At 67.5% G+C, this 24,473-nt stretch carries 26 protein-coding genes and 1 pseudogene; 4 read left to right on the forward strand and 23 right to left on the reverse strand.

Going from position 1 to position 24,473, the window contains the following annotated elements:
* Positions 1 to 8 precede the first annotated feature (8 nt).
* The 18 genes and pseudogenes from AB0H28_RS14185 to AB0H28_RS14270 form a co-directional block, all read right to left on the reverse strand.
* The gene (locus AB0H28_RS14185) at positions 9 to 818 is read right to left on the reverse strand and encodes an inositol monophosphatase family protein (RefSeq protein WP_358038774.1); all 810 of its coding nucleotides are present in this window, start codon (positions 816 to 818) and stop codon (positions 9 to 11) included.
* Positions 815 to 1,372 carry an AAA family ATPase gene (locus tag AB0H28_RS14190; protein ID WP_358038777.1) on the reverse strand — a complete coding sequence of 186 codons (558 nt, stop codon included), beginning with the start codon at positions 1,370 to 1,372 and terminating at the stop codon, positions 815 to 817. Before AB0H28_RS14190 ends, AB0H28_RS14185 begins: the two co-directional genes overlap by 4 nt.
* Complete coding sequence (locus tag AB0H28_RS14195) at positions 1,369 to 2,250, reverse strand: nucleotidyltransferase family protein (protein WP_358038780.1); 882 nt, start codon at positions 2,248 to 2,250, stop codon at positions 1,369 to 1,371. The genes AB0H28_RS14190 and AB0H28_RS14195 overlap by 4 nt, the downstream gene beginning before the upstream one ends.
* Positions 2,247 to 3,353: a hypothetical protein gene (locus AB0H28_RS14200; protein ID WP_358038783.1), complete on the reverse strand. Its 1,107-nt coding sequence runs from the start codon at positions 3,351 to 3,353 to the stop codon at positions 2,247 to 2,249. Before AB0H28_RS14200 ends, AB0H28_RS14195 begins: the two co-directional genes overlap by 4 nt.
* Complete coding sequence (locus AB0H28_RS14205; RefSeq protein WP_358038786.1) at positions 3,350 to 4,168, reverse strand: hypothetical protein; 819 nt, start codon at positions 4,166 to 4,168, stop codon at positions 3,350 to 3,352. The genes AB0H28_RS14200 and AB0H28_RS14205 overlap by 4 nt, the downstream gene beginning before the upstream one ends.
* Positions 4,165 to 4,932: an HAD family hydrolase gene (locus AB0H28_RS14210; protein ID WP_358038789.1), complete on the reverse strand. Its 768-nt coding sequence runs from the start codon at positions 4,930 to 4,932 to the stop codon at positions 4,165 to 4,167. Before AB0H28_RS14210 ends, AB0H28_RS14205 begins: the two co-directional genes overlap by 4 nt.
* Complete coding sequence (locus AB0H28_RS14215) at positions 4,929 to 5,624, reverse strand: ribulose-phosphate 3-epimerase (protein WP_358038792.1); 696 nt, start codon at positions 5,622 to 5,624, stop codon at positions 4,929 to 4,931. The genes AB0H28_RS14210 and AB0H28_RS14215 overlap by 4 nt, the downstream gene beginning before the upstream one ends.
* A gap of 6 nt (positions 5,625 to 5,630) precedes the next feature.
* Positions 5,631 to 6,464 (reverse strand): hypothetical protein, encoded by an 834-nt coding sequence (locus AB0H28_RS14220; protein WP_358038795.1) that lies wholly within the window; start codon positions 6,462 to 6,464, stop codon positions 5,631 to 5,633.
* 23 nt (positions 6,465 to 6,487) lie between these two features.
* Positions 6,488 to 7,315: a TIM barrel protein gene (locus AB0H28_RS14225; protein ID WP_358038797.1), complete on the reverse strand. Its 828-nt coding sequence runs from the start codon at positions 7,313 to 7,315 to the stop codon at positions 6,488 to 6,490.
* Positions 7,316 to 7,382: 67 nt separating this feature from the next.
* Complete coding sequence (locus AB0H28_RS14230) at positions 7,383 to 8,072, reverse strand: 7-cyano-7-deazaguanine synthase (protein ID WP_358038800.1); 690 nt, start codon at positions 8,070 to 8,072, stop codon at positions 7,383 to 7,385.
* Positions 8,065 to 9,012, reverse strand: a complete 948-nt coding sequence (locus tag AB0H28_RS14235; protein WP_358038803.1) for a zf-HC2 domain-containing protein — start codon at positions 9,010 to 9,012, stop codon at positions 8,065 to 8,067. Before AB0H28_RS14235 ends, AB0H28_RS14230 begins: the two co-directional genes overlap by 8 nt.
* The gene (locus AB0H28_RS14240) at positions 8,994 to 10,088 is read right to left on the reverse strand and encodes an aminotransferase class I/II-fold pyridoxal phosphate-dependent enzyme (protein WP_358038806.1); all 1,095 of its coding nucleotides are present in this window, start codon (positions 10,086 to 10,088) and stop codon (positions 8,994 to 8,996) included. The genes AB0H28_RS14235 and AB0H28_RS14240 overlap by 19 nt, the downstream gene beginning before the upstream one ends.
* Positions 10,085 to 11,119 carry a radical SAM protein gene (locus tag AB0H28_RS14245; RefSeq protein ID WP_358038809.1) on the reverse strand — a complete coding sequence of 345 codons (1,035 nt, stop codon included), beginning with the start codon at positions 11,117 to 11,119 and terminating at the stop codon, positions 10,085 to 10,087. Before AB0H28_RS14245 ends, AB0H28_RS14240 begins: the two co-directional genes overlap by 4 nt.
* On the reverse strand, positions 11,116 to 11,616 hold the full coding sequence (locus AB0H28_RS14250; RefSeq protein WP_358038812.1) for a phosphoribosyltransferase family protein: 501 nt from the start codon (positions 11,614 to 11,616) through the stop codon (positions 11,116 to 11,118). Before AB0H28_RS14250 ends, AB0H28_RS14245 begins: the two co-directional genes overlap by 4 nt.
* Positions 11,600 to 12,397: a 7-carboxy-7-deazaguanine synthase QueE gene (locus tag AB0H28_RS14255; RefSeq protein WP_358038815.1), complete on the reverse strand. Its 798-nt coding sequence runs from the start codon at positions 12,395 to 12,397 to the stop codon at positions 11,600 to 11,602. Before AB0H28_RS14255 ends, AB0H28_RS14250 begins: the two co-directional genes overlap by 17 nt.
* Entirely contained in the window at positions 12,394 to 12,840 is a 447-nt protein-coding gene (gene queD / locus AB0H28_RS14260; protein ID WP_358038818.1) for a 6-carboxytetrahydropterin synthase QueD, read from the reverse strand. Before queD ends, AB0H28_RS14255 begins: the two co-directional genes overlap by 4 nt.
* Positions 12,837 to 13,460 (reverse strand): GTP cyclohydrolase I, encoded by a 624-nt coding sequence (gene folE, locus AB0H28_RS14265; protein ID WP_358038821.1) that lies wholly within the window; start codon positions 13,458 to 13,460, stop codon positions 12,837 to 12,839. Before folE ends, queD begins: the two co-directional genes overlap by 4 nt.
* A 226-nt stretch (positions 13,461 to 13,686) precedes the next feature.
* Positions 13,687 to 14,326: pseudogene (locus AB0H28_RS14270) on the reverse strand (transposase); the annotation flags it as partial.
* Positions 14,327 to 14,621: 295 nt separating this feature from the next.
* Between AB0H28_RS14270 and AB0H28_RS14275 the strand changes: the two are divergent.
* On the forward strand, positions 14,622 to 15,671 hold the full coding sequence (locus tag AB0H28_RS14275; RefSeq protein WP_358038824.1) for an NAD-dependent epimerase/dehydratase family protein: 1,050 nt from the start codon (positions 14,622 to 14,624) through the stop codon (positions 15,669 to 15,671).
* Here AB0H28_RS14275 and AB0H28_RS14280 read toward each other — a convergent pair.
* The 5 genes from AB0H28_RS14280 to AB0H28_RS14300 form a co-directional block, all read right to left on the reverse strand.
* The gene (locus AB0H28_RS14280; protein ID WP_358038827.1) at positions 15,668 to 16,666 is read right to left on the reverse strand and encodes a hypothetical protein; all 999 of its coding nucleotides are present in this window, start codon (positions 16,664 to 16,666) and stop codon (positions 15,668 to 15,670) included. The genes AB0H28_RS14275 and AB0H28_RS14280 overlap by 4 nt on opposite strands.
* A gap of 866 nt (positions 16,667 to 17,532) precedes the next feature.
* Positions 17,533 to 18,261, reverse strand: coding sequence for a creatininase family protein (locus AB0H28_RS14285; protein ID WP_358038830.1), 729 nt, complete (start codon positions 18,259 to 18,261; stop codon positions 17,533 to 17,535).
* Positions 18,262 to 18,273: 12 nt separating this feature from the next.
* Entirely contained in the window at positions 18,274 to 19,548 is a 1,275-nt protein-coding gene (locus AB0H28_RS14290; protein WP_358038833.1) for a hypothetical protein, read from the reverse strand.
* 314 nt (positions 19,549 to 19,862) lie between these two features.
* Positions 19,863 to 20,075: a DUF397 domain-containing protein gene (locus AB0H28_RS14295; RefSeq protein WP_358038836.1), complete on the reverse strand. Its 213-nt coding sequence runs from the start codon at positions 20,073 to 20,075 to the stop codon at positions 19,863 to 19,865.
* 1 nt (position 20,076) lies between these two features.
* A complete protein-coding gene (locus tag AB0H28_RS14300; RefSeq protein ID WP_358038839.1) occupies positions 20,077 to 20,955 on the reverse strand; it encodes a helix-turn-helix transcriptional regulator in 879 nt (292 codons plus the stop codon).
* A 388-nt stretch (positions 20,956 to 21,343) separates the two neighbouring features.
* Here AB0H28_RS14300 and AB0H28_RS14305 point away from each other — a divergent pair, with 388 nt between their 5' ends.
* From AB0H28_RS14305 to AB0H28_RS14315, 3 genes are read left to right on the forward strand one after another with little or no spacing between them, the layout of a single operon-like run.
* Positions 21,344 to 22,756 carry an APC family permease gene (locus AB0H28_RS14305; RefSeq protein ID WP_358038842.1) on the forward strand — a complete coding sequence of 471 codons (1,413 nt, stop codon included), beginning with the start codon at positions 21,344 to 21,346 and terminating at the stop codon, positions 22,754 to 22,756.
* A complete protein-coding gene (locus tag AB0H28_RS14310; RefSeq protein WP_358038845.1) occupies positions 22,753 to 23,766 on the forward strand; it encodes an acetamidase/formamidase family protein in 1,014 nt (337 codons plus the stop codon). The genes AB0H28_RS14305 and AB0H28_RS14310 overlap by 4 nt, the downstream gene beginning before the upstream one ends.
* Before the next feature lie 16 nt (positions 23,767 to 23,782).
* Positions 23,783 to 24,463 (forward strand): GPP34 family phosphoprotein, encoded by a 681-nt coding sequence (locus AB0H28_RS14315; RefSeq protein ID WP_358038848.1) that lies wholly within the window; start codon positions 23,783 to 23,785, stop codon positions 24,461 to 24,463.
* Positions 24,464 to 24,473 lie beyond the last annotated feature (10 nt).

Raw genomic sequence — 24,473 nt, forward strand, 5'->3', positions numbered from 1 at the left:
CTCCTTGTTCAGGCGTACGTAGTGCCGGTGGTTGCCTGACGCAGTGTGTCGAGCACCGCGCCGGTCAGTCCGGGTGCGGTGACGATCGTGGTGCGAGAGGCGAGGTCGTGGGGGGTGCCGTCGGTGTCGGTGACGTTCGCGCCAGCCGCTCGGGCGATCGCGACGCCGGCGGCCATGTCCCAGTCCCGGTTGCCGAGGGTGATGCTGGCATCGAGGGATCCGTCGGCCACGAAGGCCAGGTCCACGGCGGCGGAGCCCAGCATGCGGACCTTGCCGGCGGCGGGAGCGAGGGCGGCGTGCAGTGCGACGGCGACGGCGTTGCGTTCGTCGGCGTCGTCGCCGGTGCCGTAGTCGCCGATGGCGATCACGGCGTCGGCGAGGTTCCTCGCTTCGGACGGTGCGATGGGTTGGTTGTTGCACCAGGCGCCCAGTTCGGCGGCGCCCCAGTAGGTGCGGCGGAGGGTGGGAAGGCTGATCACGCCGAGCAGCGGCTGGACGCCGTCGGTGAGGGCGAGGGAGACCCCGTAGAGCGGCAGGCCGTGGACGAGGTTGACGGTGCCGTCGATCGGGTCGAGGACCCACCGTTGGCGCGGGCGGGCCGGGTCGCCGCCCGCCTCTTCGCTGTACCGGTCGATGTCGGGGGTTCGTTCTTTCAAGAAGGCGAGGATCTGCTGCTCGATGCTCAGGTCGAGGTCGGTGACCACGTCCTTGGGCCCTTTGGCGGTGACCTGCCGGACGGCGGCCGTCTCCAGGACTCGTGTGCCGAGTTGGACGGCGGTACGGGCGATGTCGAGCAGGTCGGCGAGCTGGTGCGTCATCGGGCGGCGGCCTCCGATCGGTTGGTGTGCAGCTGGTCGAGGTAGCCGAGCGCAGCGGCGAGCAGTTCGTCCGCGCCGGTGTCGGTCTGCAGTCGCAGTGCTGGAACGGTGATCGGGTCGGCGTACTGCTGCAACTGCTGGTACAGGCTGAAGGTGCGGTTGCCGGCGGGATGGGTGCCGTCGCGGTGGTCGGCATCGAGCCGGTCGCGGGCCACCGTGTCGGGGCACCAGCAGTGGATGACGGCCAACGGTTGTCCGAGCGTGGTGGCCAGCTGGGTGACGTCGTCGAGCTGGTACGCGCGGGTGCCGGTGCGTTCGAGGACGATCACGGCGTCCGGGTCGCGGGTGAGTCGTTCCCGGGCGGCCAGGTGCAGCAGGGAGACGACGAAGTCGTCCTGTTCCCGCTGGTAGGTGACCTGCCCGGACGGGCCGTACAGGGCATCGCGTACGAGGTCCTTAGCCAGCAGCAGGCAACGCTCTCCGAAGTGTCGGCCGAGGCCGGTGGCCAGTGTGGTCTTGCCCGTGCCGGGGAGACCGGTCAGTTGCACGATCATCGGTGGCTCCCGCTCGGAGGCGCGTCCTGCGGGAGTTGGGGCCAGCAGGAACGGACGAGATCCCAGCCCGCCCGCGACGGCTCGTCGAGGGCGGTGGCCGGTTGGGGGCTGGTGTCGTCGAGGGCGTAGTGCAGCGCGTCGGCCAGGGCGGGCCAGCGGCGCTGGGAGGCGACGCGGGCCAGGGTGTGCCGGAACCCGTCATCTCGGTGCAGGATCGGCAGCGGCGCCTGGTGTTCGACACTTCCGGGTGCAGGTACACGCCGGTCGAGAATCGTCTGGATGGTGGTGTCGTCGCCGGTGTGGGCCAGCTCGGTGGTCAGGTCGAGGGTGAGCCCGGGCACGATTGGGTCGTCGAAGTCGCGGTGCAAGGTCGTGGGGCTGCGACCGGTGCTGTAGTAGCCGCGGCGGGTGAGCAGCGCTGCGGCGGTGGCCGCCGCGGATGCGGGGATGAGGATGTCGACGTCGCTGGACTGCCGGACGCCGGCTTCGGGGTAGAGCAGGGCGGCGTGGGCGATGCCGTTGATCGCCGCGGCAGGCACGTCGTGGTCGTGCAGCGCGGCGATGATCGCTGCGGCTTCTTGATGGTGCTTGCGCGATCGGTAGGCGTTGAGGCGCAGTTGCCCGCGTAGGAACTGCTGCATCGGCCGGGGAAAGCGCTGGGTGTGGCCGTATCGGCTGAGCCAGTCCGCGAACAGGCAGGTCATCTTGGCGTTGATGACGTACTCCAGGACCTCGCCCAGGGGAGGGATGTCGTCCAGGCCGGGCGCCTCGCCGAGTTCCCGGTGGGCCGGTTCGCTCGCCGCCCGCAGCAGCCGGTACACGCGCGGGCGCTCGGTTGTGTCGGGAAAGAAGCTCTGGACGGGTTCGATGGCGTTCATCCGGCCGCCTCGTTGTCGAGCAACCGGCCGACGGCGGCGGCCAGCGCGACCGGGTCGGCGCCAGCCCGGATGCGGAAGCAGGGCTGCCCGGCCAGGACCGCAGCTGCCTGCTCCACGTTCCGGTAGACGACGTCGTCGTCGGGGGCCGCGGCGAGCCACTGGTTGGTGTGGGCGCTGGCGCCGCGGTGCAGGTCGTGCATGAACATGCGGGTTTTGTTCACGGTTGCCGCGACCTCGTCCGGGTCGACCCGCTCGACCTGGACCTCGGTTCGGGTTGGGTCAAGCTGCGGCCAGAGCATCATCGAAACGCGCAGGTGGCGGGTGACGGTCGCCTCGGGCTGCATCAGTGTGGAGAAGGCGGGCGGCTCCACGACGATCTTGGTGGGGAATGTCCATCGTTGCTCGGCGGCTAGCGTCTGCTGTTGCGGTGGGACCAGGTGCCGCAGGTGCGGCAGGGCGGTGAGGGTGCCGATCCCGGCTCGTAGCGGCATCGGCCATGGATAGCCGTGCAGATCCTCGCCGGTGGCGTGGAGCATGAGCCGGTCGTTGGTGCAGTAGTTCACGCCGAGATGGTGCAGGGCCGCCAGCAGCGTCGTCGTCTTGCCCCGGCCACGGTTGCCCGCGATCAGGACGCCACGCTCGCCGTGGGTGAAGGCGGCAGCGTGGGCGTAGACCATGCCGGCTGCCAGTAGTTGCGCGGTCATGGCTTGCCGAACCAGCCGCGGCGCCCAGTCAAGCGCGGCGGGAAGGTCGGCGCACCAGGCGCAGATCACTTTCGCGGCTGGGCCGGCGTGCAGGAGGGTGCGGCGGGCCGGCACCCAGAACACGTTTTGCAGGGCGCCGTCGTGCCGGTACGCGTACGTCTGCGGCCCGATGTCGAACTCGTCGCCGTCGGTGTGAGCGTTCGGGTTTGTGACGACGTCCGGGTCGTGGCGCAGGTGGACCTGCCAGGTGCCGCCGGTGCCGGGGAGTTCGTCGTAGGAGTAGAGGATCTTCCGGGCCTCGTCCAGGGCGCCGTCGATGTCGGTGGTGAGCGTGACCGACGCGGTGGCGCACCGGAAAGTCGCCGTGCCGGCCATCGCCGGGGGATTCGATGTGGTCATCGAGGATCCGTTCGGTGGCTGACAGGTACGTGGCGGCGCGTGTTCGCGACCAAGGCGGCCAGCGTCGCGCTGTCGGCATCGCGGTAGAAGTCCGGAAGACTTGTGCCGGCGACGATGTCGCGCAGCCAGGCCGCCTCCGAGACCGGTTGTGCGGCACCCCAGACGGCCAGACTCCTGGCAGGTCCGGTGATCGCGAATCCGTCCCCGGCACGGACCGCGGTGAGCTCGACCGGCGCCGCTCGCCGGTACTTGCCTCGATCTCCGGCCGCCGGTGCCTGATGCGGTGCTGCCTGCTGCGGCGGAGCGGGATCGGCTGGCAGGTCGGTGTAGAAGTTGAACACTGCGGCGGGGCCGTCGAGAACGAGGGTGAGGTGCCAGCCACCGAAGGGAATGACGGCCATTTCCCCGGCATCACACGTCTGACAGGTCAGGACCGGCTCGCCTGAGCTAGTGCGCCATGCGGCGAGCATCAGGACCCGGCCGGTCAGTGTCTGGAAGATTTCGAGCTGTGTCGGGGTGTTCCAGTGCCCGGTGGAGCGGATCAGTTCACCTCCGGGCAGCTGCCCCGGCTGGTACTCGACCAGGTCCGCGAACCAGTCGGAACCGTCGGCCGTTCGCGGGGAAAGCACGTCGCGGTACGCGGTATACAACAGGGGGTCGTGGCCGCCGCGGTAGCCGGCGACATCGTCGGTGACGAAGACCGCGTCGCCAGCCTGGTGTCGTTGCAGTAAGTCCGACAGCCGGTATTCGGTTCCGGGGCTGGCCGGGTGCAGCGGCGTCAGCAGCGAAGTGGTGTGGGACATCGCCGGGGTCATGACTCCTCCAGGTTGCCGGCGCCAGCCCGTTGGCAGGCGGTTGTCAGCAGGTCGACGAGCTGGCCGAGATGAGTGATGACGGGAACCTCGCCCCGGGCGGCTTCGCCGTCCGGGCGGTAATGCACGGCTCGGCACCCGGCCGTGAGTGCCCCGTTGACGTCGGTGCGGCGGTCGTCGCCGACATGCCATACCCGCTCGGGCGGGCACTGCGCCCGAGCGGTGATGGCGGCGAATACGTCGGGGTGGGGTTTCGCGATACCGAGTTCTCCGGAGAAGAGCATGTCCGCGAAGTACACGGACAGGCCGAGGTCGTGCAGGAGCTGCCGATGTACCTCGGCTGAGGTCGCGAGGGTGTTGGAGGTCAGCACGAGCCGGGCACCGCTCATGCTCAGCGCGGTGAGGGTCTCGACAGCGCCTTGCAACGGTTGCGGGCATCCACGCAGGGCGGCGTGGGTGTGCACGACGCGAAGCAGCGAGGTCATCTGCAGTGTGTCGGGGATGTCGAGCGGCCCGCGGATCGCGGCGAGCATGTCGTCCAGGACCGGCTGCACGCCGTGCCGCCGCTGCTGACGCAGGACATCCTGGTCTGTGGCGCTGACGGCGGCGCGAACCTCGTCGAGTGTGCGGCGGTGCCCGAACGCGTCGAAGACTCGCGCGAACTCCGCCACCCGCCATGCGGCGACCGCGTCTTTGTCGGTGTGGTCGATCAGCGTTCCCCACATGTCGAGGCTGACGGTCCACCCTGCCAGGGCTTCGCCGGTCATCGGGGGCTCCCTGCCGCTCGTTGGTCGCGGATCCAGGCAGCGGTTCCGGCAAGATCGTTGCTGCTCCACAGCAGGGATCCGGGGACCACGCCGGCCGCTCCAGCGTCGGCCAGCGAGGCCACGGTGTCCCGGCGGATCCCGCCGTCGGCGAAGATCGGGACACGTCGGCCCGCCGCGTTCAGCAGGCGTCGTGTGTCGGCGATCCGGCTAACGGCGGCCGGGTCCATGGAGGTGCCCTTGGTGCCCAGCGGCGTGCCGATCAGCACGGCGGCATCCGCCATTGTGAGCATGCCGGCCACGGCGTCCGGCGCGGTGTCGAGCGTCAAGGCGACCCCGGCCGCTCGGCCGGCGGCGCGGATGACCTCGATGGCGTCGGTGGCTTCGCGGGCCTCGGCGTGCACGGTGATCAGGTCGGCGCCGGCCTCAACGAACGCCTGCGCGAGCCGGGCCGGGTGATGCGCCATGAGATGCACGTGCAACGGCAGGCTGGTGTGTGCTCGGACGGCGCTCACCAGGTCGGGGAAGAACAGCGGCTGCGGGACGAACACGGTGTCGGAGGCGTCGATGTGCAGCAGATCGGCGTAAGGGCTGATCCGGGTTGCCTCGGCGCCCAGGGCCGACAGGTCGGCGGACCACAGGGACACGTCCAGCAGGAGCCGGTCGGTCGGCAACGTGTCGAGGAACGATGTCATGGCTGGTCAGTTCCTCCGGTCGGCGGGCACCGGCGTATGCGGTTGCGCCGCCGTGGTCTGATCCGCGGCCGTCGGTGCGGCCCTGAGTAAGCCAAGGAGTTCGGCGGTGATCTCGTCGGCGACGTCCTCGGGGTCGCGCAGCCCGACCCGGATGCGCAGCGTCGGTGGCATCAGGTCGGTGAGGACCCGGCGGTACGCCTCGACATACCGGGGCAAGAACAGCAGCCGTTCGACAGCCGCCGGATTGCCGCCGCCATGCCCCCTGCTGATCGCCCTTTCCCGGGCCAGCGGCCAGGGGGTGTCGAGGAAGACGGGGACGTCGGGGGTGCAGAACCAGGGCGCGGTCAGGGCCCGGATGCGGGTCAAGGTCTGGGCCTGGTCTGCCTGTGGGTCGGTCTCGGTCAGTACGGTCAACGCCCAGGCGATCTTGGAGTAGATGCCGTGGTCGACGAGCACCACATCGTTGGCGGCCAGTGCCGGCCCGAAGCAGGTGAGGTGATGGTGGGCTTCGCGGCACAGGCGTAGCAGGACGTCGACGGTGCTGTGGTGGGCGCTCTGGTATCCGCCGAGTCCGGTGCGGGAGCGTAGCGGCGCGGTTTCGAGGAACTGCGACAGGCGGCCGATGGTGCCCGGCTCGCCGCCGTAATGGATGACGGCAGTGCTGAAGCTGGCTTTTTCCAGGCGGGTGCTGACCAGCCGGGCCGCGGTGGTCTTGCCCGCTCCCCAGATGCCCTCCATGGTGACCAGGCGGCCCTGCGGCAGCCCCAGCCAACGCAGCGGGTCGGTGGGGGTACCTCCCTGACCGGCTGGGGCGGACGGCGATGGCGCCAACGACTGCATCGGTAGTCTCCCTTGCTTCCTTCTCAGGCGGCCGGCCGCAGCGTGGGCAGCCAGTCGAAGTCGACCCGGGGATCGCGGGTCGGTTCGTACTCCAGGCCGATCCAGCCGGCATAGCCGATGTCGTGCAGTGCGGCGAAGTACGCCGGGTAGTCCAGTGCTCCGGAGCCGGGCCGTCCCCGGCCGGGATCGTCGGCGACCTGCACGTGCAGCAGCCGCTGGGCGTGACGGCGCAGCAGGCCGGGCACGTCCTCGCCGGAGCGTCCGTGGTGGTAGAGGTCGGCCAACAGCCCGGTGTTGGTCAGCCCGCTGCGGTCGTTGACCGCATCGGTCGTCGCCGCGGCGGTGTCGGCGTCGCTAATCGGGTAGTCCGGGGCTTCCGCCGGGCTGATCGCCTCCAACGCGACGCAAGCGCCGATCCGGTCAGCGGCTGCTGCGGCGATGGCGAGGTTCTCGACGGCGAGGCGGTCCTGCTGATGCGGGTCGACGCCTGGTTCACGATTGCCGTAGAGCACCATGAGAATGCGGCAGCCGACCCGGTCGGCGAAACTGGTCGCGACGTCGAGGCTGGCGAGGACCTCGCCGTGCCGGTCGGGGCTCGACAGCAGCCCGCGGTCGCCGGCGCGCATGTCGCCCTCGATGAGGTTCATCGCGACCAGCTGTACGGCGGCGTCGTCGAGCGCGGCCGTGAACGCTTCGACCTCGGTGGCGTCGGGCTCGGGGCCGGTGAAGGGCCACCATGTTTCGACGGTGATGAACCCGTCGGCGGCGGCAGCGGCCGGCCGCTCGAGCATCGGCAGGTGCCCGTAGAGCATGGACATGTTGGCGGCGAACCGCAGTCCGTTCGTGTTCATCGTTCCTCACAAAGGTCGGCCGTGGGCGGGCAGGAGGCCCGCTAAGCAGATGGGACTGCGGCGTGGTTCACGGCGTGACGGTGGACATCGCCTGTCGGAACTCCTCGACGCGGTGCGGTGGGTAGCGCCCCTCGGCCATCGCGGGCCGGTAGTAGCTGCCGACTCGTTCCCACGCCCATGGGTCGTGGACGAACGTGCCGGTGATGCCGTTGTTGGCCAGTGCGATCCACCGCCGTAGGCAGCTGGGGCACTCCCCGCAGTGCACGAAGGCGTCACCGGGGGTGGCGCACGAGAACGTCTGCAGCAGCGCGTCTACCGGCAGTCCCGCGGCGAGATACCAGGCGACGATCTCGGTCTTGGTCTTGTCCCAGAACGGGCTGTCGACGCGGATCGGCCGGTCAGCGAACTCGCTCAGCACGTCGCTCATCCGCGCGAACGCCTCCGGGCTTTTGTCCGCGGTGTGATCGCCCTTGACCCCGATACACCAGATGACGTCCGCGCGGAACGCCGCGAGCATCGCGAACAGCACGTTGCGGAACGGGATCAGGTCACCCTCCTTCGTGGCCCGAGCGGACAAATCGAGTTCGGTGCTGATCTCCAGGTCCATGCCGTGGCCCGCGGCGATTGCCCGCACCGTGTCGATCTCCTGCTGCCGGCCGTAATGGCCGCTGTCGAAGTACAGCGCTGGCGGTTTGCCGAGGAAGTGCCACGCCGGGAACGAGTCCAAGCCGGCGGAGAAGAGCAGAACTTCACGCACTGGGTGCTCCTTGCCGAATGTCGTCGTGGGTGGCGGGGCCGGGCTGTGCAGGGCCGCGGCGGGCCCTGGACCAGACCGACAGCAGGACCGGTTCGTCCCGCTGCTGCTGCGGGTGCAGGCCGTGCTCGGCGAGCAGCTCGGCGATCTCGGACAGGGGGCGCCGGAAGTGGAATCCCAGACGGCCGCGGCGGGGATCGTCGACGTAGCGTTCGGTGATCAGCACGTCGACCGTGTCGAGCAGGGCGCCGAGGGAAGCCTGCGGGTCGCGGAGGTGATCCAGGGTGTCGATGAGCCACAGGACGGTCGGCTTGGCTCTGGGGCCGGCGTTGCCGGGGTCGACGATCGGACGGTGATATCCGTGGTGGCGGGCGCGCCAGATCAGGAAGTCGCGCGGTGGTGAGGGAAGCTCGCATCCCCAGACGTTCAGCCCGAGCTGGTGCATGCGCAGCAGATCCACGCCGATGCCGCAGCCCCAGTCGAGGACCGGTCCGGGGTGCGCCTGCAGGATGGGCAGGGCTGCGGCGACGTAGTTGGGGCGGGTGCCGCTGGCATGCCAGAGGACCTGGTCGTAGAGGTACGCCTGCGTGGTGCGGTAGAACCGGCGGATCTCCAGGTCGGTGCGCGGCGCCGCCTGGTCCCAGGCGGTCACGAGTTCTTGGGTCGTGTCGCGGTGCTCGACGAACCCGTCACCGAGAAAGCCGGCCAGTTCCCCGTAGAGCGCGGAGGTCCGGGCGGCGCCCCACCGGGACCGACGCCACTGCTGTCGGCAGTCGGCGCACTCGTCGAGGTGCGTGCGCATGAGATCTCGCGTATCGGCGCCCAAGGCGCCGGTCCGGTAGTCGTCGATGACGGCGCGGACACCCGCGCAGCTCAGCTCGGGTCGCGCGGCTGCGTCGCCACGGGCGTGCCCGGCGCCGAGGATTACCGGTGTGTATCCCACGTGCTCGCCTCTCGCGAAATCGTCTGTGCATAACCGTTGATGCGTTCCTCGGTGTCGTGGTCGGTCAGGACGACGGCCAAGGTGCGGTCGATGACCATCTCCGCTTGCGAGCACGGTGAGCCGGCGTAACGGGCGAGCGCGGGCCGCCGGTCGGCGGCCGTCAACCCGAAGGTGCCGACACTGTTGGGCACCCCGAGCCGGGCGAGGTGCTCGCAGAAGGCCCGCGGGCGCTCCAGCTCCAGCCGGAACAGCGCGCTGTAGCCGTTGTCACCGGCCGCCGCGTCGGTGGCTGCTTTCAACCCCGGGGTGGCGGCGAGCAGGCCGGCGAGTTGCTGCGCTTGGCCGCGGCGATGGTCGAGCAGATCGTCGAACCGGGCCAGGTTCGACCGGGCGATGATCGCGAGCGGTTCGGCGAGGCGGTAGTTGTAGCCGACTGTTTCGGGCTGGCCGTCGTACGGCGGCAGGTGGTGTGCCCGCAGCGCGCGGGCGCGGCCGGCGATGTCGTCGCGGTCAGTGAGCAGGTAGCCGCCTTCACCGCACCAGACGATCTTGCCGTCCTTGAGGCTGAAGCAACCCACGTCGCCGTTGGTTCCGGCAGCTCGCCCACCGGTCCTGCTGCCCTGGGCCTGACACGCGTCCTCGACCACGGCCAGGCCGTGCGCGGCGGCGGCTTGCGCCAATCGGACGGGATCGCCTTGGCGGCCCCACAGGTGGACAGGCAGGACCGCTTTGGTCGCCCCGGTCACCTTGGCTGCGAGGTCGTCCAGGTCGAGACCGCGGCCCTGCCGATCGCAGTCGACGAACACGGGCCGGGCGCCGGCCTGGATGATCGGCGCAACCGACATCACCACCGACAGCGCCGGCACCAGGACTTCGTCACCGGGCCCGACGCTGAGGCTGAGCAGAGCGGTGTGCAATGCCGCGGTACCCGATGAGACTGCGACGGCGTGTTGGACCCCGAACCTGGTAGCGAGCTCGTCTTCCAGGGCTGCGACATACTCGGCGCCCGCCGGCCGTGGCATCTGCGCAAGCAGCCGTGACAGGTCCTCGACGGCAGTGCCGTCCGCGGCGGTCACGTCGGAATCCGCTCGGTCAGGAACCGTTCGAAGCCCATCAGCGGCCACATGTTGACGCAGTCGCGGCTGAACAATCCGCAGTCGCTGCAGGGACCGGCTGCGGCGAACAGCGTTCGTGCGTCGGCACCGCGGATGGTCCGTCCCGGGGCGGTGGCGGCGATCTTCAAACTCGACGGGCAGTCATACACGCTGCCGTCCGGCTCGATGAAGAACAGGTTCGTGCCGCCGAAGCAGCCGCTCACGAAGCCTTGCTCGTGGGTGATGCTGTCGACGACTCTGCCGGGATAACTTGGGTCGGGCAGCCGCACCGGCGTGCAGGAGCGGTAGAGCTGGGTGAATGCCTCTGACATCGGGTCTGCGTCGCCGTCGGTCAGGGACAGCTGTGTGTGCAGGGCATGGCCGTGCTCGAGGGCGATGGGTTGCGGGACGAAGTAGTCGCAGCCGAGCTCGGACGCCAGCACGGCGCCGGTCTGGACGACGTCAATGTTGAGTCGGGTGATCACCGAGTACAGGCCGACTCTCGGCGATGGGCTGCTGCCTCGGGCGGTGATCAAGGCCTGGATGCCGCTGATCACGTCCTGGTGCGCGTGTTTGCCGTTGCGGGCAGGCCTCCACGTGTCGTTGTAGTCCGCGTCTGGCGAGTCAAGAGATACGGACACGGCGTCGACGCCCAAGCTGATGATCATGTCCAGCAGTTCGGGCCGGTTCAGCGGAATCCCGTTGGTGCACAACACCACCTGCACGCCGGCGGCTTTTATCGCGGCGATCACCTCCATCACCGGCGGCCAGATCAGCGGCTCACCGCCGGCGATGAAGATTCGCTTCACCCGGGACCCGGGCAGGGTGTCCACGAAGGCGGTGATCGCAGCGAGGTCCAGGTCGGTGCGGGCCAGGTGCGACAGCGCTCCGGATTGCAGCGGTACGGCTCCGCGGTGCTCTTCGATCGTGCCGAAGTAGCAGTACCGGCAGCCGAGGTTGCACGGCGACCGTAGTGCCCACAGCAGGGTGACCGGGTTCAGGTCGGCCGTCATGCTGACGCCTCCCAGGGGAAGATCACCCAGGTGCCGACCTGGTGACCAAGATACGTCACGACGTCGGCGGGGCGCTGCGGTCGGCGCCAGTTCGCACGGTTGACGGTCAGAACGGCGCTACGTACCCGCTTGGCCCCGGCGGCCTGCAGCAGGCCGACGGTGCAGACGAGGGTGTCGCCGCTGCCCGCGATGTCGTCGACCAGCAGCACGTCCATGCCCGTGAGGTCGCCGAGAGTAGCGGGGTTCACCACCTGGGGTGTGCCGGACTTGTCGGCGTTCACGGAGTCGTCCAGGGTATGGACCACCTCCACCGCGCGCATCTCGCGAACGCCGAGCCCGTGCGAAAGCAGGACGGCCGGAACGAGGCCGCCGCGGAGCACGCCCACCAGCACATCGGGCAGCCGATCGTCGCGGACCTGGCCGGCGATCACGTCGACCGTCTCAGCAACATCGGCCCAGCTCAGGATGATCGGTGTCTGGTCAACGGCCACGTTCATCACCCCAGATCAGGACGTGGGCGCGGCTGGTCAGATTCCAGCCGTGCGTCAGCGCGGCGTCCGCCATCCACCGCATCCGCTCGGTGACCACGTCCGCGGTGGTGCCCTCTGGGGACAGCCACACCTGTGTGAGCCCGAACTCGTGCTGCAGGGCGACGATCTCCTGAATGTCGGCCGGGCAGGTCACCACGAACTTCCAGTGGGCTCTCCCGGTGTCCTGCAGTTGCCTGATGACGTGCGGCTTGATCCGCTTTGCACGGGGGACCGCGGAACTCTCCAGCTTCAGACCCGCGTTGAAGGCCACCCCGGCGTCGATTAGGTCACTGCCCGGCGCGACCGTCGCGTTCGTCTCGACTTCGACCGTGCGCCCGCTCGCACGCGCCGACCACGCGATACTGGTGACCACATCCCGGTGCAGCAACGGCTCGCCGCCGGTCACGACGACCAGGTCTACCGGGTTTCGCGATGGGTCGGCCGTGGCGGGATCGATCCGAAGCAGCTCCTCCCAGATCTCGGCCGACGTTAACGTTCGCGCCGCGCTCAGGTCGTACCGCGAAGAGTTCCACGTGTACTCGGTGTCGCAGATCATCACTCCGTCAGCCGGCGCGTCACCGGTGCTCGGCAGCGCCATGTATCCGCATGTCAGGTTGCAGGCCATCAGGCGTGCGAATAGTGCACGGCGCCCGAAGCTGGGCCCTTCGCCTTGGAATGAGTAGAAGAGGTCGGCGACCTGCGCAGCGCCGGCCTTGCGTCGGACCGAAGAGCGGGCGACGGTAGTCAACGAGATTCCCTTCCAGCGCAGACCGGTATCCGGTACTCCGCCCAGCTGGTCGCGGTTTCGCTGACCCTCACGGCCTCGATGCACACACCGTCGGGAAGCGGCAACCTCTCGGCGCACCAGTCGAAGATCAGCCGGGAAAGGTTCTCGCTGGTAGGCTCGACCGCGATCGCCTCGTTGATCAACCGGTGGTCGAACGTGTCGGCCAGGTACTGCTTCACGGGCTCGAGATCTGCGAAGTCGACGACGAAGCCGGGTCCGCTCAAGACGTGCGCAACGAGGGTCACCTCGACGGTGTAAGAGTGGCCGTGGACTCGCGCGCACTTGTGGCGCTCCGGCAGCCCCCCAAGCCGGTGCGCGGCCTCAAATGCGAACGACTTCCCTATCCGGTACTCCCCCCGACCCTTGGCCGCAGTCGGCCCCGCTTCTGCCGATGTGGCGCTCATGCCGCACGTCCTGCCATCGACGCCAGCTGGACGAACTCGGCGCGAGCAGCGGCGTCCGTCTGGAGGGCCCCGGTCGTCGCGACTGTGATCGTCAACGATCCCTGCGCCCGCACACCGCGGCACGTCATGCAGGTGTGCTCGGCCCGCAGCAGCACCCCAACATCAGCGCATTCGAGCTGCTGTTGCAAGTACCGAGCGACCTGCCGACCCATACCCTCCTGCGTCTGCAGGCGTGCGGCGAACATCCGTACGGCCCGGGCGACCTTCGACAGACCGGGAATGAACTGGGTCGGGCGATAGCCGACGGCCGCCGTTCCGAAGAATGGGAGAAGATGATGCGCGCACACCGACGTGAACTCAATCCCGCCGGTAACCACCAGGTCATGCTGGTCATCTTCGTTCGGGAACTTGGTGAACTTCCAGGGCTTCTGCGTAAGCATCTGCGCGTAAGCGTCCGCGACCCTGCGGGGGGTGTTGACACCGATCTCAGAGTCCGCATCGACGCCGAACGCGGCCAGTAGCTGCCCGACGGCCAGCTCAGCGGCAGTCCGGTCGATCGAGGGCGCCGTCGTGGGTAAGAACGTATGGCCAATCTCCGGATCGGAAACGGTAGTAACCACCGAGTCTCCTTTGGGGGGTGAGGTTGAACTCTCGGAAACGCGTGTGCTGTGTCCGCCTGCAGACGGCCAATGTGGCCGACTGCAGAACCACGATCACTTAGAGGCGCGGAGTTGGGAATACCTACTTACGGTCCGACCTTGCGTACTGACCTTCGGTCCGACTTAGTGTTGAGCAGCACTAACTTGAGCCTGAGGACCGTCTAAACAGTAGGGTTCGGAGCCGACTTCAGGTGTCTCGCTGGGCTGGGGTGGTTTCGTCGATGATCTATCGTGAGGTTTTCGATCGTCGCGACGTGGATCATGATGGCGGCGTTGTAAAGTAAGGCTTCGTGATGGCGGGCGAGGCGTTGGTGTTGCATGATCCAGCCGAGGGTGCGTTCGACGACCCAGCGGCGTTCGACCACGGAGAATCCCTTTGACCTGTGGGTGTTTGGCGATGACTTCGACGTCGATGCCGAGGGCGGCGCCGTGTTCGATGACTTTGTCCTTGAAGGCGGCGTTGACGCAGGCCTTGGCCAGCATCGCGTGAGTGGTCGTGGCTTGGTTGAGAAGGCCGATGCCCGTGGTGTTGTCGCTGGTGCTGGCCGCTCTGACGACCACGGCGAGGAGCGGATCCGGGTGTCGGTGATGATGCCGCGTTCGCTTCCGACGATCTTCGCGCCGGCGTCGATTCCTTGCGTGGGCAGGGGCGCGTTGGTGGAGGTCTTCACGCTTCAGGTGTCGATGACGCAGGCGGAGGGCTGCATCGCGCGTCCAGCCCTGGTGCGGACCAAGCCGGTGAGCTGGTAGTTGAGCTGGTGAAGACCCCGTCCGTCCGTGGTCCAGGCGGTGAAATAGCCATAGATGGTCTGGCGGGGCGGGAAGTCGTCGTGCTCACCGCTGCTTGACCCGTCCGCGCGGGCCGGCGCCGAGGTCGGCGCGTTTCACCCACTCCCGCACCGGGGTCTAGGTCAGGTCGAAGCCCCTCACGACCTGACCGACCGGCCGATCACCGCGTCGGAACATCTCGTCGATCTCCGCCTGGAACTCCGGGCATGAACACCCGCGCGGCTTCTTCCGCGCGCCGTTCATGAACATCCTCCCGCAGACACACAGCCTTTGATCCAAGATGTCCGTTGAGCCGGGTCAGGCCCATGCCCCCATCAGGACACGGGCGCAGTGGTGAGCGATGATGAGCAGATGCGGCTACTGATCCTCGGCGGCACATGGTTCCTCGGTCGTGTGCTGGCCGAGCGAGCTCTTGAGTCCGGGCACTCTGTCACAACGTTCAACCGTGGTGTCTCCGCGGCCGATATTCCCGGCGTGCAGGCGCTACGAGGCGACCGCGAGCGCCCCGAGGATATTCGCCGGCTCGCTGAGCATGGGCCTTGGGATGCCGTAATAGACACGATCGGTTTCGTTCCGCAGCAGGTTCTGATTGCAGCGACCGCGTTGAATCAGGTCGTGGGCCGCTACATATTTGTGTCATCGGTCAACGTCTTCACTGGCTGGCCGGACGAGTCGCTCAACGATGAATCCAGGACGTTCGATTGTCCGCCTAATGCGGACGCTGAATTTGGCGCCGAACTCGGTTACGCCGGCCAGTACGGGAGCCTCAAAGCTGGCTGCGAACGAGCCGTTGTGGAGACAGTCGGCGAGGACCGCGCCGCAATTTTACGGCCCGGTGTCATTCTAGGCCCTAGGGAATATGTCGGTCGGCTCACATGGTGGCTGACGCGTGCCTCCCGTGGCGGCCAACTCCTAGTCCCTGGCCCGCCGGACCGGCCTATCCAACCCATCGACGTGCGCGACGTCGCGACATTCGCCCTGCAGTGCGCGACCATCGGCCACTGCGGCTCCTTCAATCTCACCGCTCCAATGGGGCACGCGACCTTCGCCGATTTGATCAACACTTGCATTGCGACGACTGCGGCCGACTCGCGTCCGATCTGGATGGAGCCGACATGGCTTCTAGAACACGACGTCCAGCAATGGACTGAGTTGCCGCTGTGGCGTACAAGTAAGGGCGTCTGGAGCGTGGATAGTTCGCGTGCTGTCGATGCCGGGCTGAAATGCCGACCGTTGGCGCAAACCGTCACCGACACGTGGGCGTGGATGAGAGGCGGCGGAACCGCGATTTCTGGTAACGGCGAAGCGGGACGGGCTGCCGATCATGGCCTCCGGGTCGAGCGGGAGCGCGCCCTGTTGAAGGCGTACACCGCGCGCGACTAGGACAACGGGGGCTCCACTGTTGCACCCATGTTTGCGGTGAAGACGGCGGCTTCTTCAGCCACCTCCCTAGCGGCGAGGACCGGGCGCCATCGAGCGGCAGTCAGCATGTCGTGCAACCGCTGAACCCGCCTGAGCAATCCGACTCGCCTCCAACTGCGCGGCATCGACCAAAGCGAGGTCAGCGTGTCTCGTGCGGCACCTACGTCGCCGGCGAGAAGCTGACATGTGGCGAGGTCGACGCGGGCCTCAGCCTCTACCGTGGACCAAGCCTCCGAACTCGATGCGGCGACAGCCTCGACCGCTCGCGTGGCGGCCGCAGTGGCAGCTTCCATTTGCCCGATTTGTAGCCAGGCGGTACTCGCGCTTCGTGCTTGCTGCGGAACGGAGTACCCGAACTCCCCGCCGATAAGATCATGCAGCTCGTCGAAGCCCTCAGAGCTCCGGACGTCCTCGGCGGCAAGCAGGGCATGGCCTACCTCGTCAGCTGCCCCGCGGTGAGACCACGCTCTCGCCAATATGCTGAAGGCACGTGTTTGGGCGACTCCGACCGGTGCCAGCTCTGCTGCCATGCTGGCGTAGCGGACAGCCTCTGGGGCCCGCCCGGTCCAGTAAGCGATGGTCGCTTTCATCCCTAAGGCATAAGCCCGGACGCCGGCATGTCCGATGATGTCGCCGTACTGCTCTGCCGCCTGCGCGTACTGCCGCGCCGTTGCCCACAGGCCCAGGTCGATGCTGGCGCTGGCGAGTAGCGAGACTGTCTGCCCGAGGGTGAGGTAGAGGTCGTTCTGCTGCGAGGGGCGCCGCGTCCGAGGCAGGGAATGCACTGCCGCACTACGGATGCGGAGTGTCTCCTTCACAGCCTCAGCCGGTGTTAGAGCATTAAAGCTCAGCGCAACGGATCCCACGTCCTCGCGTAGCTGGTCGATCTCCCCGTCCGGCACCTTCCACGTCCCTGCGTCATTGGCGTGCTTGCTGCATTCGTCTGCGGCGTCCACGATCGCCTGCTCAAGTCCAACGTACCTGCCCGTGAGGGTCCCACTAACCGGCACCAGAACGGCCGTTGGCACATGTCCTGTCCTGCCGTCCAGGGTATGCGCCGGGGCGCCACCGGTGCGTCGGGGACTGTAGAGGCCTAGGCCGCCGTCCGTTCCAGTGTCCAGAACGTCGCGGAGGGCGGCACGGCGTTCATCGCTGGGCCAGCGATGTTCGCCACGTTCAAGCTTTCCAATCCACCGGAAGTCAACGTAGTGCGCGGTGAGGGCGCGGCCGGGATACAACCGGTCGAGCGCAGTGTTGACAGCGTCAGCGAGCTCGCTGCGTGACATGCGTTGGTCTGCCCGCTTCGGCGAGGCCAGGCGTTGACGGGCATCGCTGAGCAGCCTGTTCGGCGTAATCACCGTCTCTGGATGGCGGGGCACTACCGATCCCTCCACGCGAGCCGACGCACGCGCAGGGCCTCGGCGAGGGCAACTTCCAGGACAAAAAGGAGGGCGGCGCTACCCACCTCGCTCGCCGGAAGAGGCTCGGTACGTTCGAGCTCCTTCGTCGAGCCAAGGTGGGCTGTGGGGGACGCCTGATCGCTTGCAGGAACGTGGTGGCCGATCCTCGTCCGGATGACACCGGTCGATGCGCCGCGGCACAGGCCGTGTTCGTGTGCGGGTGGCAAGGGCGCTTTCAGGGGAGCGCAGGGGAGCTGCGTGCTGGGATCATCGGTATCGGGATGGTGACGCACTAGCCCCCTCCGACTCTCGCGCCCGTCCTCGCGGGTGCGCCTGCATTGACGGCCGCCCGCGTCGAAGCCACTCGACAGGCGGCCTTCTCAACGGCCAGCATGCCAAGGCCCTGCTCAAAAGGCCATGCATCAGATCGAAACTTCTGGCTCGGCGTTCATGGCTGAGATATGGTCACTGAACGCTGCGGTCAGGCTCCGGAGTACTGCCTGTCCTTTCGCGGCGGAGCCAGCCGATGGCTGGCCGATGACGCCGGTCTCCGTGTATGCGCCCATGCCGTGCACAAGGAGCATGGCACGCTCGTCGGCAAGATGGTCGCCTTGTGCGAAGCCTGCGCGGACGGAGTCTGGACAGCTATGCAGCAGAATCGAGACCTCGAGCTCGCCCGCGTGCATGTCTCGATGCGCGTCAGTCAATAGCCCCGCCTCAGCGCGTGCCCGGTTCCAGTCGGCGCGGCCAGGGAATAGCGTCATACTTCCCGGCTTCAGCGCATTGGCGGTCTGAATGATATTGCTCAGCACGTAGTTCCCGCCATGGCCATTGACGATTGCTAATCGAGTAATTCCGCTCCGCACGAGGGACGCCCGGACGTCTTCAACGATGGCGGTCAGCGTCTGGTGACTGATGCTTACCGTGCCAGGCCAAGAGGCATGCTCGTGTGAACAAGACACGGTGATCGGCGGCAGCACGAGAACGTTGTATTGTGCGCCGATTGATGCGGCGATCGTCGAGGCAACGATGGTATCCGTGGCGAGTGGCAGGTATGAGCCGTGCTGCTCGAAGCTGCCCACCGGCAGCACTGCGAGCTTCGGTGCGTGAGTGGCGACCTCGGTGCTGGTGGTCATGGGAATCAAGTCCACCGAGCCATCCTGTCACTGGTCCTGAACGGCGCTTCGATGAGCATCGACGAACGCGCGAACCGAGGTGAGGCTGCCATGACGGCGCACCGCGATCGCGAGGGGCTGGGATGCCCGGATCACGCGGTACGAACGCGCCTCGCGAGCCAGCCGTAGCGCCTGCATGCCGTGCGCAGCGGCCTGTTCGGGATCGTTGTGCAGATAGCACTCGCCCAGGTAGGTATGCCACATCCCAACGTCGAGCGAAGGTGTCGTTCGATCCTCCCCGATCAGCTCTTCGAAGATCGACACCGCGGACAACAGGTCGCCGAGTAGCTGCCGGCACCGTGCGTCGACCGCTCTGACGTAGCGAGGATCGCAATGTCGGGCGAGCTTATCAGCACCATCGTGCCCTATGTACCGAAGCTCGCGATGAGCCTCGGCGATGACGGCGCTGGTGTCATGAACACCACCGGCGGCCAGCCCTTCGGCTAGCCGGGTCAGGCACAGCACGCGTACGCGAGGCGCTGCCGGGACGTGGGTAAGCGAACGGCGTGCCAAGTCAATCGCGCTGCGAACGTCGCCGTCATCGAGGGAGCGCTGGCTGCCTCGCATCAGCGCGTAAGCGATGAGGACCTGGTCTTCGATTTCGGTTGCGCGGCGCTGGCATCGCTCCAGCCACGCCCCGCCGGCAGAATCTCCGACGTTGTCGGCGATCCAACTCATGAACTCTGACCACCGTGCATCCGCGGCGGCCAAATGAGGTCGTTGTCCGTCGCGCTGCAGCCGATCGAGGACCTCGAGATTCTGGCGAACCTGACGGCTGAGTTCCGGCGTCACGCTGATGCTCGGCTGCGCCGTCAGGCAGTCGAGGTCGCGCAGCCAAGGCCCCGCAGCGTCCGCATATCCGGTGGCGAGCGCCTCAGCGACTTTGTCCTCGATTTCGTCTGGTGCTGATCGAAGAGCGGGGGATGTTGGCACCCAGGCGGAAGCGTCCTCGCCAGAGCGGCGTGGGCTGAACAAGCCGAGGTGCCGGTCGGCGGCGGCCTTCAAGACGTGTCGAAGGGCCTTGCGGCGCTCGTCGCTGGGCCAGCGGTGCTCACCGCGTTCGAGTTTGCCGATCCACCGGAAGTCGACGTAGTGGAAGGTCATGTCTCGGCCAGGATGCAGCTGTTGGAGAGCGTTGTTGACGGCGTCGGCCAGCTCCGCCCGTGAGAGATACTGGCCACGCCGGTGAGGTGACTGCAGGCTCTTGCGAGCATCGGTGAGGAGCGTGTTTGGCGCGATGATCGTATCGGGATGACGCGGCACCGATCGCCTCCACAAGATGCAAGACTGTATCAGAGTGTGATACTCCGGAATCGCAGCGTGTTGTCAAGGTGGTCGTGCCAGAGAGTTGGGACGGTGCCGGCGCGCCGCTGATGTGCAGAGGTCTAACCGATACTTCCGGCCGGGGAAGCCGACCCGGGCTGGCGGCTCGCTTACCTGGGCGCCGGCACCATCTAAGGCAGCCAGAGCCGGCCGATGGATGAGCGGTGTGAGTCATCTCGGCGGGGATCAGCTTCTAACGGCGTGGACTCACTCGCGGGCCCCGCCGCGGATGCACGGGTCGGCATCGACCCGGTTCACTCGCGAGGGGTGAGCCGTCGATCGTCCGTGCGGGCACCGACGGCATTGCTGAAGGCGGCCCAGGACGTGGCAGTGAACTCCAGGACCGGTCCTGTGTCCTTGGAGTCACGCACGCCGACGCCGCCGTTGTCAGCGCGGGCGACCTCCACGCAGTTCCCTTGATCGCTGCGGGTTGACTTGCGCCACTTGGTGTACTTTCGTGCGGTCATGCTATGACTCCTGTCGGTAATAAGCTTGAGCAGCGGCGCGGATCAGACCGAAACTTCGTTCATTGTCTAATGCGGCAGCTTTGAGTCGTCCGTGCAAGCTCAGGTACGGGTCGATCTCGTCCGTCTCAGTATGGATCAAATCCTGGTTAAGAGTGTCAACTGCGACAGCAATTGAACTCGGCGTGTCTCGGTAATGATAGATCGAGTACGGTGAGCACATCGCGCTATGGCCCTTGATCGTGGTGTCGATCGGCAGCACTCGAACCTTCACGGAGGCGTGGGCAGCGCAGATGTTCAAGATGTGCCGTAGTTGGTCGGCAACGATGTGTGGTTCGGCGGCGCTGCGCCGGATCGCCCCCTCGTCGAGGACAACGTTGTAGCGCGGCCCATCCGGGGCAAGAAGCAATTGTTGACGGCGAGCCCTGGCTGAGACGGCCTGAGCGGATTCGAATGGCTCGGTGTGACGTGCGGGTTCGCTGCGCATCCGCGCGTCGGCGAAGGCGGGCGTCTGCAGTAGCCCGGGGATTAGAAACGGGGCGTACTCGGTGATGCTCTTCGTGCCGCTTTCTAAGTCGGCGTAGATTGCTTGTCGCGCACCCATCCGTTCGGCATCGGCCATCCACCAGCCTCGCGCCCATCCGTCAGCTGCCCCATCCATGATCGCCGTCCGCCGCTTGACCCCGACGGCAAGATATTCGCATATCGCGCTCACGAGATCCACGTCTGGGCCGAGATGACCGTTCTCCAATGCGCTGAGCTGTTGGCGCGAGTAACCGACCGCGCGGGCGAGCGACTCAGCCGACATGCCGTGCTCATCGCGCATGCGCCGGATCTCGCGTCCAAGCCATCGTCGACGAACATACGGACTAGGGCGACTCACCAATGTCCTCCACGGATGCGTGAAACCCGGCCGCTAGTGTCCGTCGGCCGGGCGTCCACTGTAACCCCGAGATCCGGCAAAACGATCTTGAGCTACCTGGCAACCGGTCGCATTTGCGCAGCTCAGGTGCCGGTCGGACCGCAGGTCGGTACAGAAGGTCGGACCGTAAGTCGGTATTCCCAGGCGTCAGCCTTTCCGTGATCGTTAATTCGCAACGAGTTAACTATCGATGGCTTAGGTCTCGTAGGTCGACACGGCAGTGACAGGGCGCAGTTCGACTTCGTCGCGCGGTTGCCCTGGATCGGTGAGCATTTGACGGGCGAGCCGATGTCCAAGCGAGCAGCGTAAGGGCCCGCCGCGAAGGCCGCTTCGAGCGGAAGGGAATGAGATGTCCGAGCAGCAGTTATTGGCCAGCTACGGCTACCGACAGGAGCTGAGCCGGCAGTTGCGGTTCCGGGACCTCGTGTCGTATGGGCTGGTGTACATGGTGCCGATCGCGCCGATGGCGATTTTCGGCAGCGTGTATTCCGGCTCGGGCGGCATGGTCGCCTTGGCCTACGCGGTGGGTGTTGTGGCATTGGTGTTCACGGCGTTCTCTTACTCGCAGATGGTGAAGGCGTTTCCGATGTCGGGCAGCGTCTACAACTACGCGGGCCGGGGCATCAGCGCGCCGGTCGGGTTCCTGGCCGGCTGGGTGATCCTGCTCGACTACGTCCTCGTGCCGGGGCTGCTGTATCTGGTGGCGTCGGTGGCGATGCACTCCACGGTGCCGGCGGTGCCGGTGTGGCTGTGGCTGCTGGGGTTCGTCGCGGTCAACACGGTCGTCAACTCGGTCGGTATTCGGATGACGGCGGTGGTGACCCGGGTGATGCTCGTCGGCGAGCTGATCGTCCTGGCGGTCTTCCTGGCGGTGGGCGGATGGGCCCTCGCGAGCGGTAAGGGACGGTTCAGCTGGGATGCCTTCTACAACGCCGACACGTTCACCTGGTCGCTGGTGGCGGGGGCGGTGTCGATCGCCGTGCTGAGCTTCCTGGGCTTCGACGGCATCAGCATGCTGGCCGAGGAGACTCGCGACGGCGCCCGGCAGATCGGCCGGTCCATGGCCGCCGTCCTCATCCTGGCCGGGGTGCTGTTCATCGCCCAGACGTGGCTGGCCGCGATGCTCGTCCCCGACCCGGCCGGTCTCCTGTCGAATGGTGACCCGAACGGAACCGCCTTCTACGACGCCGCCGCGGTGGCCGGTGGGGGGTGGTTGGCGACGTTGTGCGCGGTGGCGACGGCGATCGCGTGGGGGTTGCCGAACTCGATGGTCGCCCAGGTCGCCACCTCGAGGCTGCTGTATGCGATGGCCCGCGACCGGCAGCTGCCGGCGTTCTTGGCGAAGGTGTCGATCCGCCGGAACGTGCCGATCAACGCCACGCTGCTCACCGGCGCGGTGTCCCTCGCCCTGGGCCTGTACATGGCGACCCGCGCCGATGGGATCACGCTGCTGTCATCGCTGATCAACTTCGGGGCGATGGTCGCGTTCCTGGTCCTGCACGTCTCGGTGGTGGTGCATCACCTCATCCGCCAGCGCAGCGGCAACTGGTGGAAGCACCTGGTGATGCCCGGGATCGGGTTCGCGATCCTCGCCTACGTCGTGGTGAATGCGAACATCGCCGCGCAGCGTCTCGGGCTGGCTTGGCTCGCCCTGGGCGTGGTGGTTCTGGCGGGTCTGTACGTGTCGGGTCGTCGTCCGGAGTTGTCGGGGTTGGCGTCGGGGCAGGCGCAGTCGTCGGCGCGTCACGTGGAGCGGGTGTGAGCGGCGTGGACGCGTTCACCTACCGGCCGGCGCGTGACGAGCTGGCGTACACCTTCGGCGGCCGGGAGCCGGTGGCCCGGGTGCGCAGCGGCAGTGTCCTGCAGGTGCAGACCGAGGACTGCTTCGGTGGGCTGGTGCGCGGTGCGGCGGACTTGCCGTCGCGGGTGTGCCAGATGCCGTACCTGAACCCGGTGTCGGGGCCGTTCTTCGTCGAGGACGCCGAGCCCGGTGACACCCTCGCGGTGCACATCCTCGGCATCGAGCCGGTCCGGGAGTGGGGGGTGTCGTCGACGTTCCCGCACTTCGGGGCGCTGACCTCCACCTCGCACACCGCCACCCTGCAGCCGCCATTGCAGGAGCGGGTGTGGGTGTATGACATCGACCGGTCCGCCGAGACGGTGCGTTTCCAGGCCACGGGCAGCGAGCACAGCGTTGATCTGCCGTTGCAGCCGATGATCGGCACGATCGGTGTCGCGCCGGGCGCGTTCGAGGTCCGCTCGACGATCGTGCCGGACATGCACGGCGGGAACCTGGACACGCCGGAGCTGCGGGCCGGGGCCACCCTGTATCTGGGGGTGAACGTGCCCGGGGCGCTGCTCGCCCTCGGAGACGGCCACGCCCGCCAGGGCGAGGGTGAGGCGTGCGGTGTCGGGGTGGAGATCGCCACCGTCACCACCCTCGTTGTCGAGGTCATCAAGGGCGTGTCGACGGTGTGGCCGCGTATCGAGACCGACCGTGACCTGATGACGGTCGGCTGCGCACGGCCCTTGGAGGATGCCTACCGGATCGCTCACCGGGATCTTGTCGGGTGGGCCAGCGATCTGACCGGCCTGGACGAGTTGGACGCCTATCAGCTGGTGTCGCAGGCCGGGCGGGCGCCGATCGGCAACGTGTGCGACCCGAACTACACCGTCCTCGCCGCCGTCGAGAAGACCCTGCTGCCGTCGCCGGGCGCGGCGTACGACGGGGCGCACGCCCGGTTGCGGCAGCACGCCGCCGGGCCGCGGTAGAGCAGGGGCTGCGGCGATGACCTCGGCGAATGCTCCGCTGCCGTTGCGTGACGAGTTGTTCCTGCTCGGGCACGACGACGACACCGGCCAGCCGCACCTGTACCGGCAGGCTCTCGCTCTCGGCCTCGCCGGCGCGGTCCTGATCGACCTGTTCCTCACCGGGCGCATCGTTCTCGCATCCGGGAATGGTCGCCCTGAGGGTGAGTTGTGTCTGGGGCTGCACCTGGACCGGCCGATCGGGGACCTGGTCGCCGATGCCGCCATCACCTCGCTGCGTCACGCCCGGACCGCGCCGCCGCTACGGCCCTGGCTGCGCGGGTTCGCCGAGGACCTGTACGAGCGCACCCGAGCGGGCCTGCACGACGCGGGGGTGTTGCGCCACGAGGTGCGCCGCCGTTTCGGTGGCCTTTCCCGCACCGACTGCTACCTGTTGACGGACACCCGGTGGGCGGTCGTGGCCCGGGCCCGGCTGCGGTACCTCGCGGCCGGGCGTGATGAGCCCACCAACCACACCGCCGCGCTCGCGGGGCTCGTCGCGACCCTGGGCCTGACCGCTCACCTGTATCTCGGTGAGGACACCGCCGAGGTCACCGCCCAGCTGCGGGCGATCGCTGGGCAGCACCACCGGCCGGTCTGCGAGATCACCGCGGCGGTCGACGCCGCCGTCGGTGATCTCGCCACCGCCACCTACCGCTAGAGGCGCCGCC

It is taken from the genome of Micromonospora sp. NPDC050980 (assembly GCF_040653835.1).
In the GTDB taxonomy this organism is placed as follows: Bacteria; Actinomycetota; Actinomycetes; order Mycobacteriales; family Micromonosporaceae; genus Micromonospora.

Coding starts and splice junctions, on each gene's coding strand:
- AB0H28_RS14245 (WP_358038809.1), bottom strand. CDS start 11,119: ATGACGGCCGACCTGAACCCGGTCACCCTGCTGTGGGCACTACGGTCG.
- AB0H28_RS14185 (WP_358038774.1), bottom strand. CDS start 818: ATGACGCACCAGCTCGCCGACCTGCTCGACATCGCCCGTACCGCCGTC.
- AB0H28_RS14215 (WP_358038792.1), bottom strand. CDS start 5,624: ATGACATCGTTCCTCGACACGTTGCCGACCGACCGGCTCCTGCTGGAC.
- AB0H28_RS14195 (WP_358038780.1), bottom strand. CDS start 2,250: ATGAACGCCATCGAACCCGTCCAGAGCTTCTTTCCCGACACAACCGAG.
- AB0H28_RS14250 (WP_358038812.1), bottom strand. CDS start 11,616: ATGAACGTGGCCGTTGACCAGACACCGATCATCCTGAGCTGGGCCGAT.
- AB0H28_RS14190 (WP_358038777.1), bottom strand. CDS start 1,372: ATGATCGTGCAACTGACCGGTCTCCCCGGCACGGGCAAGACCACACTG.
- AB0H28_RS14205 (WP_358038786.1), bottom strand. CDS start 4,168: ATGACCCCGGCGATGTCCCACACCACTTCGCTGCTGACGCCGCTGCAC.
- AB0H28_RS14225 (WP_358038797.1), bottom strand. CDS start 7,315: ATGAACACGAACGGACTGCGGTTCGCCGCCAACATGTCCATGCTCTAC.
- AB0H28_RS14315 (WP_358038848.1), top strand. CDS start 23,783: ATGACCTCGGCGAATGCTCCGCTGCCGTTGCGTGACGAGTTGTTCCTG.
- AB0H28_RS14295 (WP_358038836.1), bottom strand. CDS start 20,075: ATGACCGCACGAAAGTACACCAAGTGGCGCAAGTCAACCCGCAGCGAT.
- AB0H28_RS14210 (WP_358038789.1), bottom strand. CDS start 4,932: ATGACCGGCGAAGCCCTGGCAGGGTGGACCGTCAGCCTCGACATGTGG.
- AB0H28_RS14200 (WP_358038783.1), bottom strand. CDS start 3,353: ATGACCACATCGAATCCCCCGGCGATGGCCGGCACGGCGACTTTCCGG.
- AB0H28_RS14305 (WP_358038842.1), top strand. CDS start 21,344: ATGTCCGAGCAGCAGTTATTGGCCAGCTACGGCTACCGACAGGAGCTG.
- AB0H28_RS14220 (WP_358038795.1), bottom strand. CDS start 6,464: ATGCAGTCGTTGGCGCCATCGCCGTCCGCCCCAGCCGGTCAGGGAGGT.
- queD (WP_358038818.1), bottom strand. CDS start 12,840: ATGAGCGCCACATCGGCAGAAGCGGGGCCGACTGCGGCCAAGGGTCGG.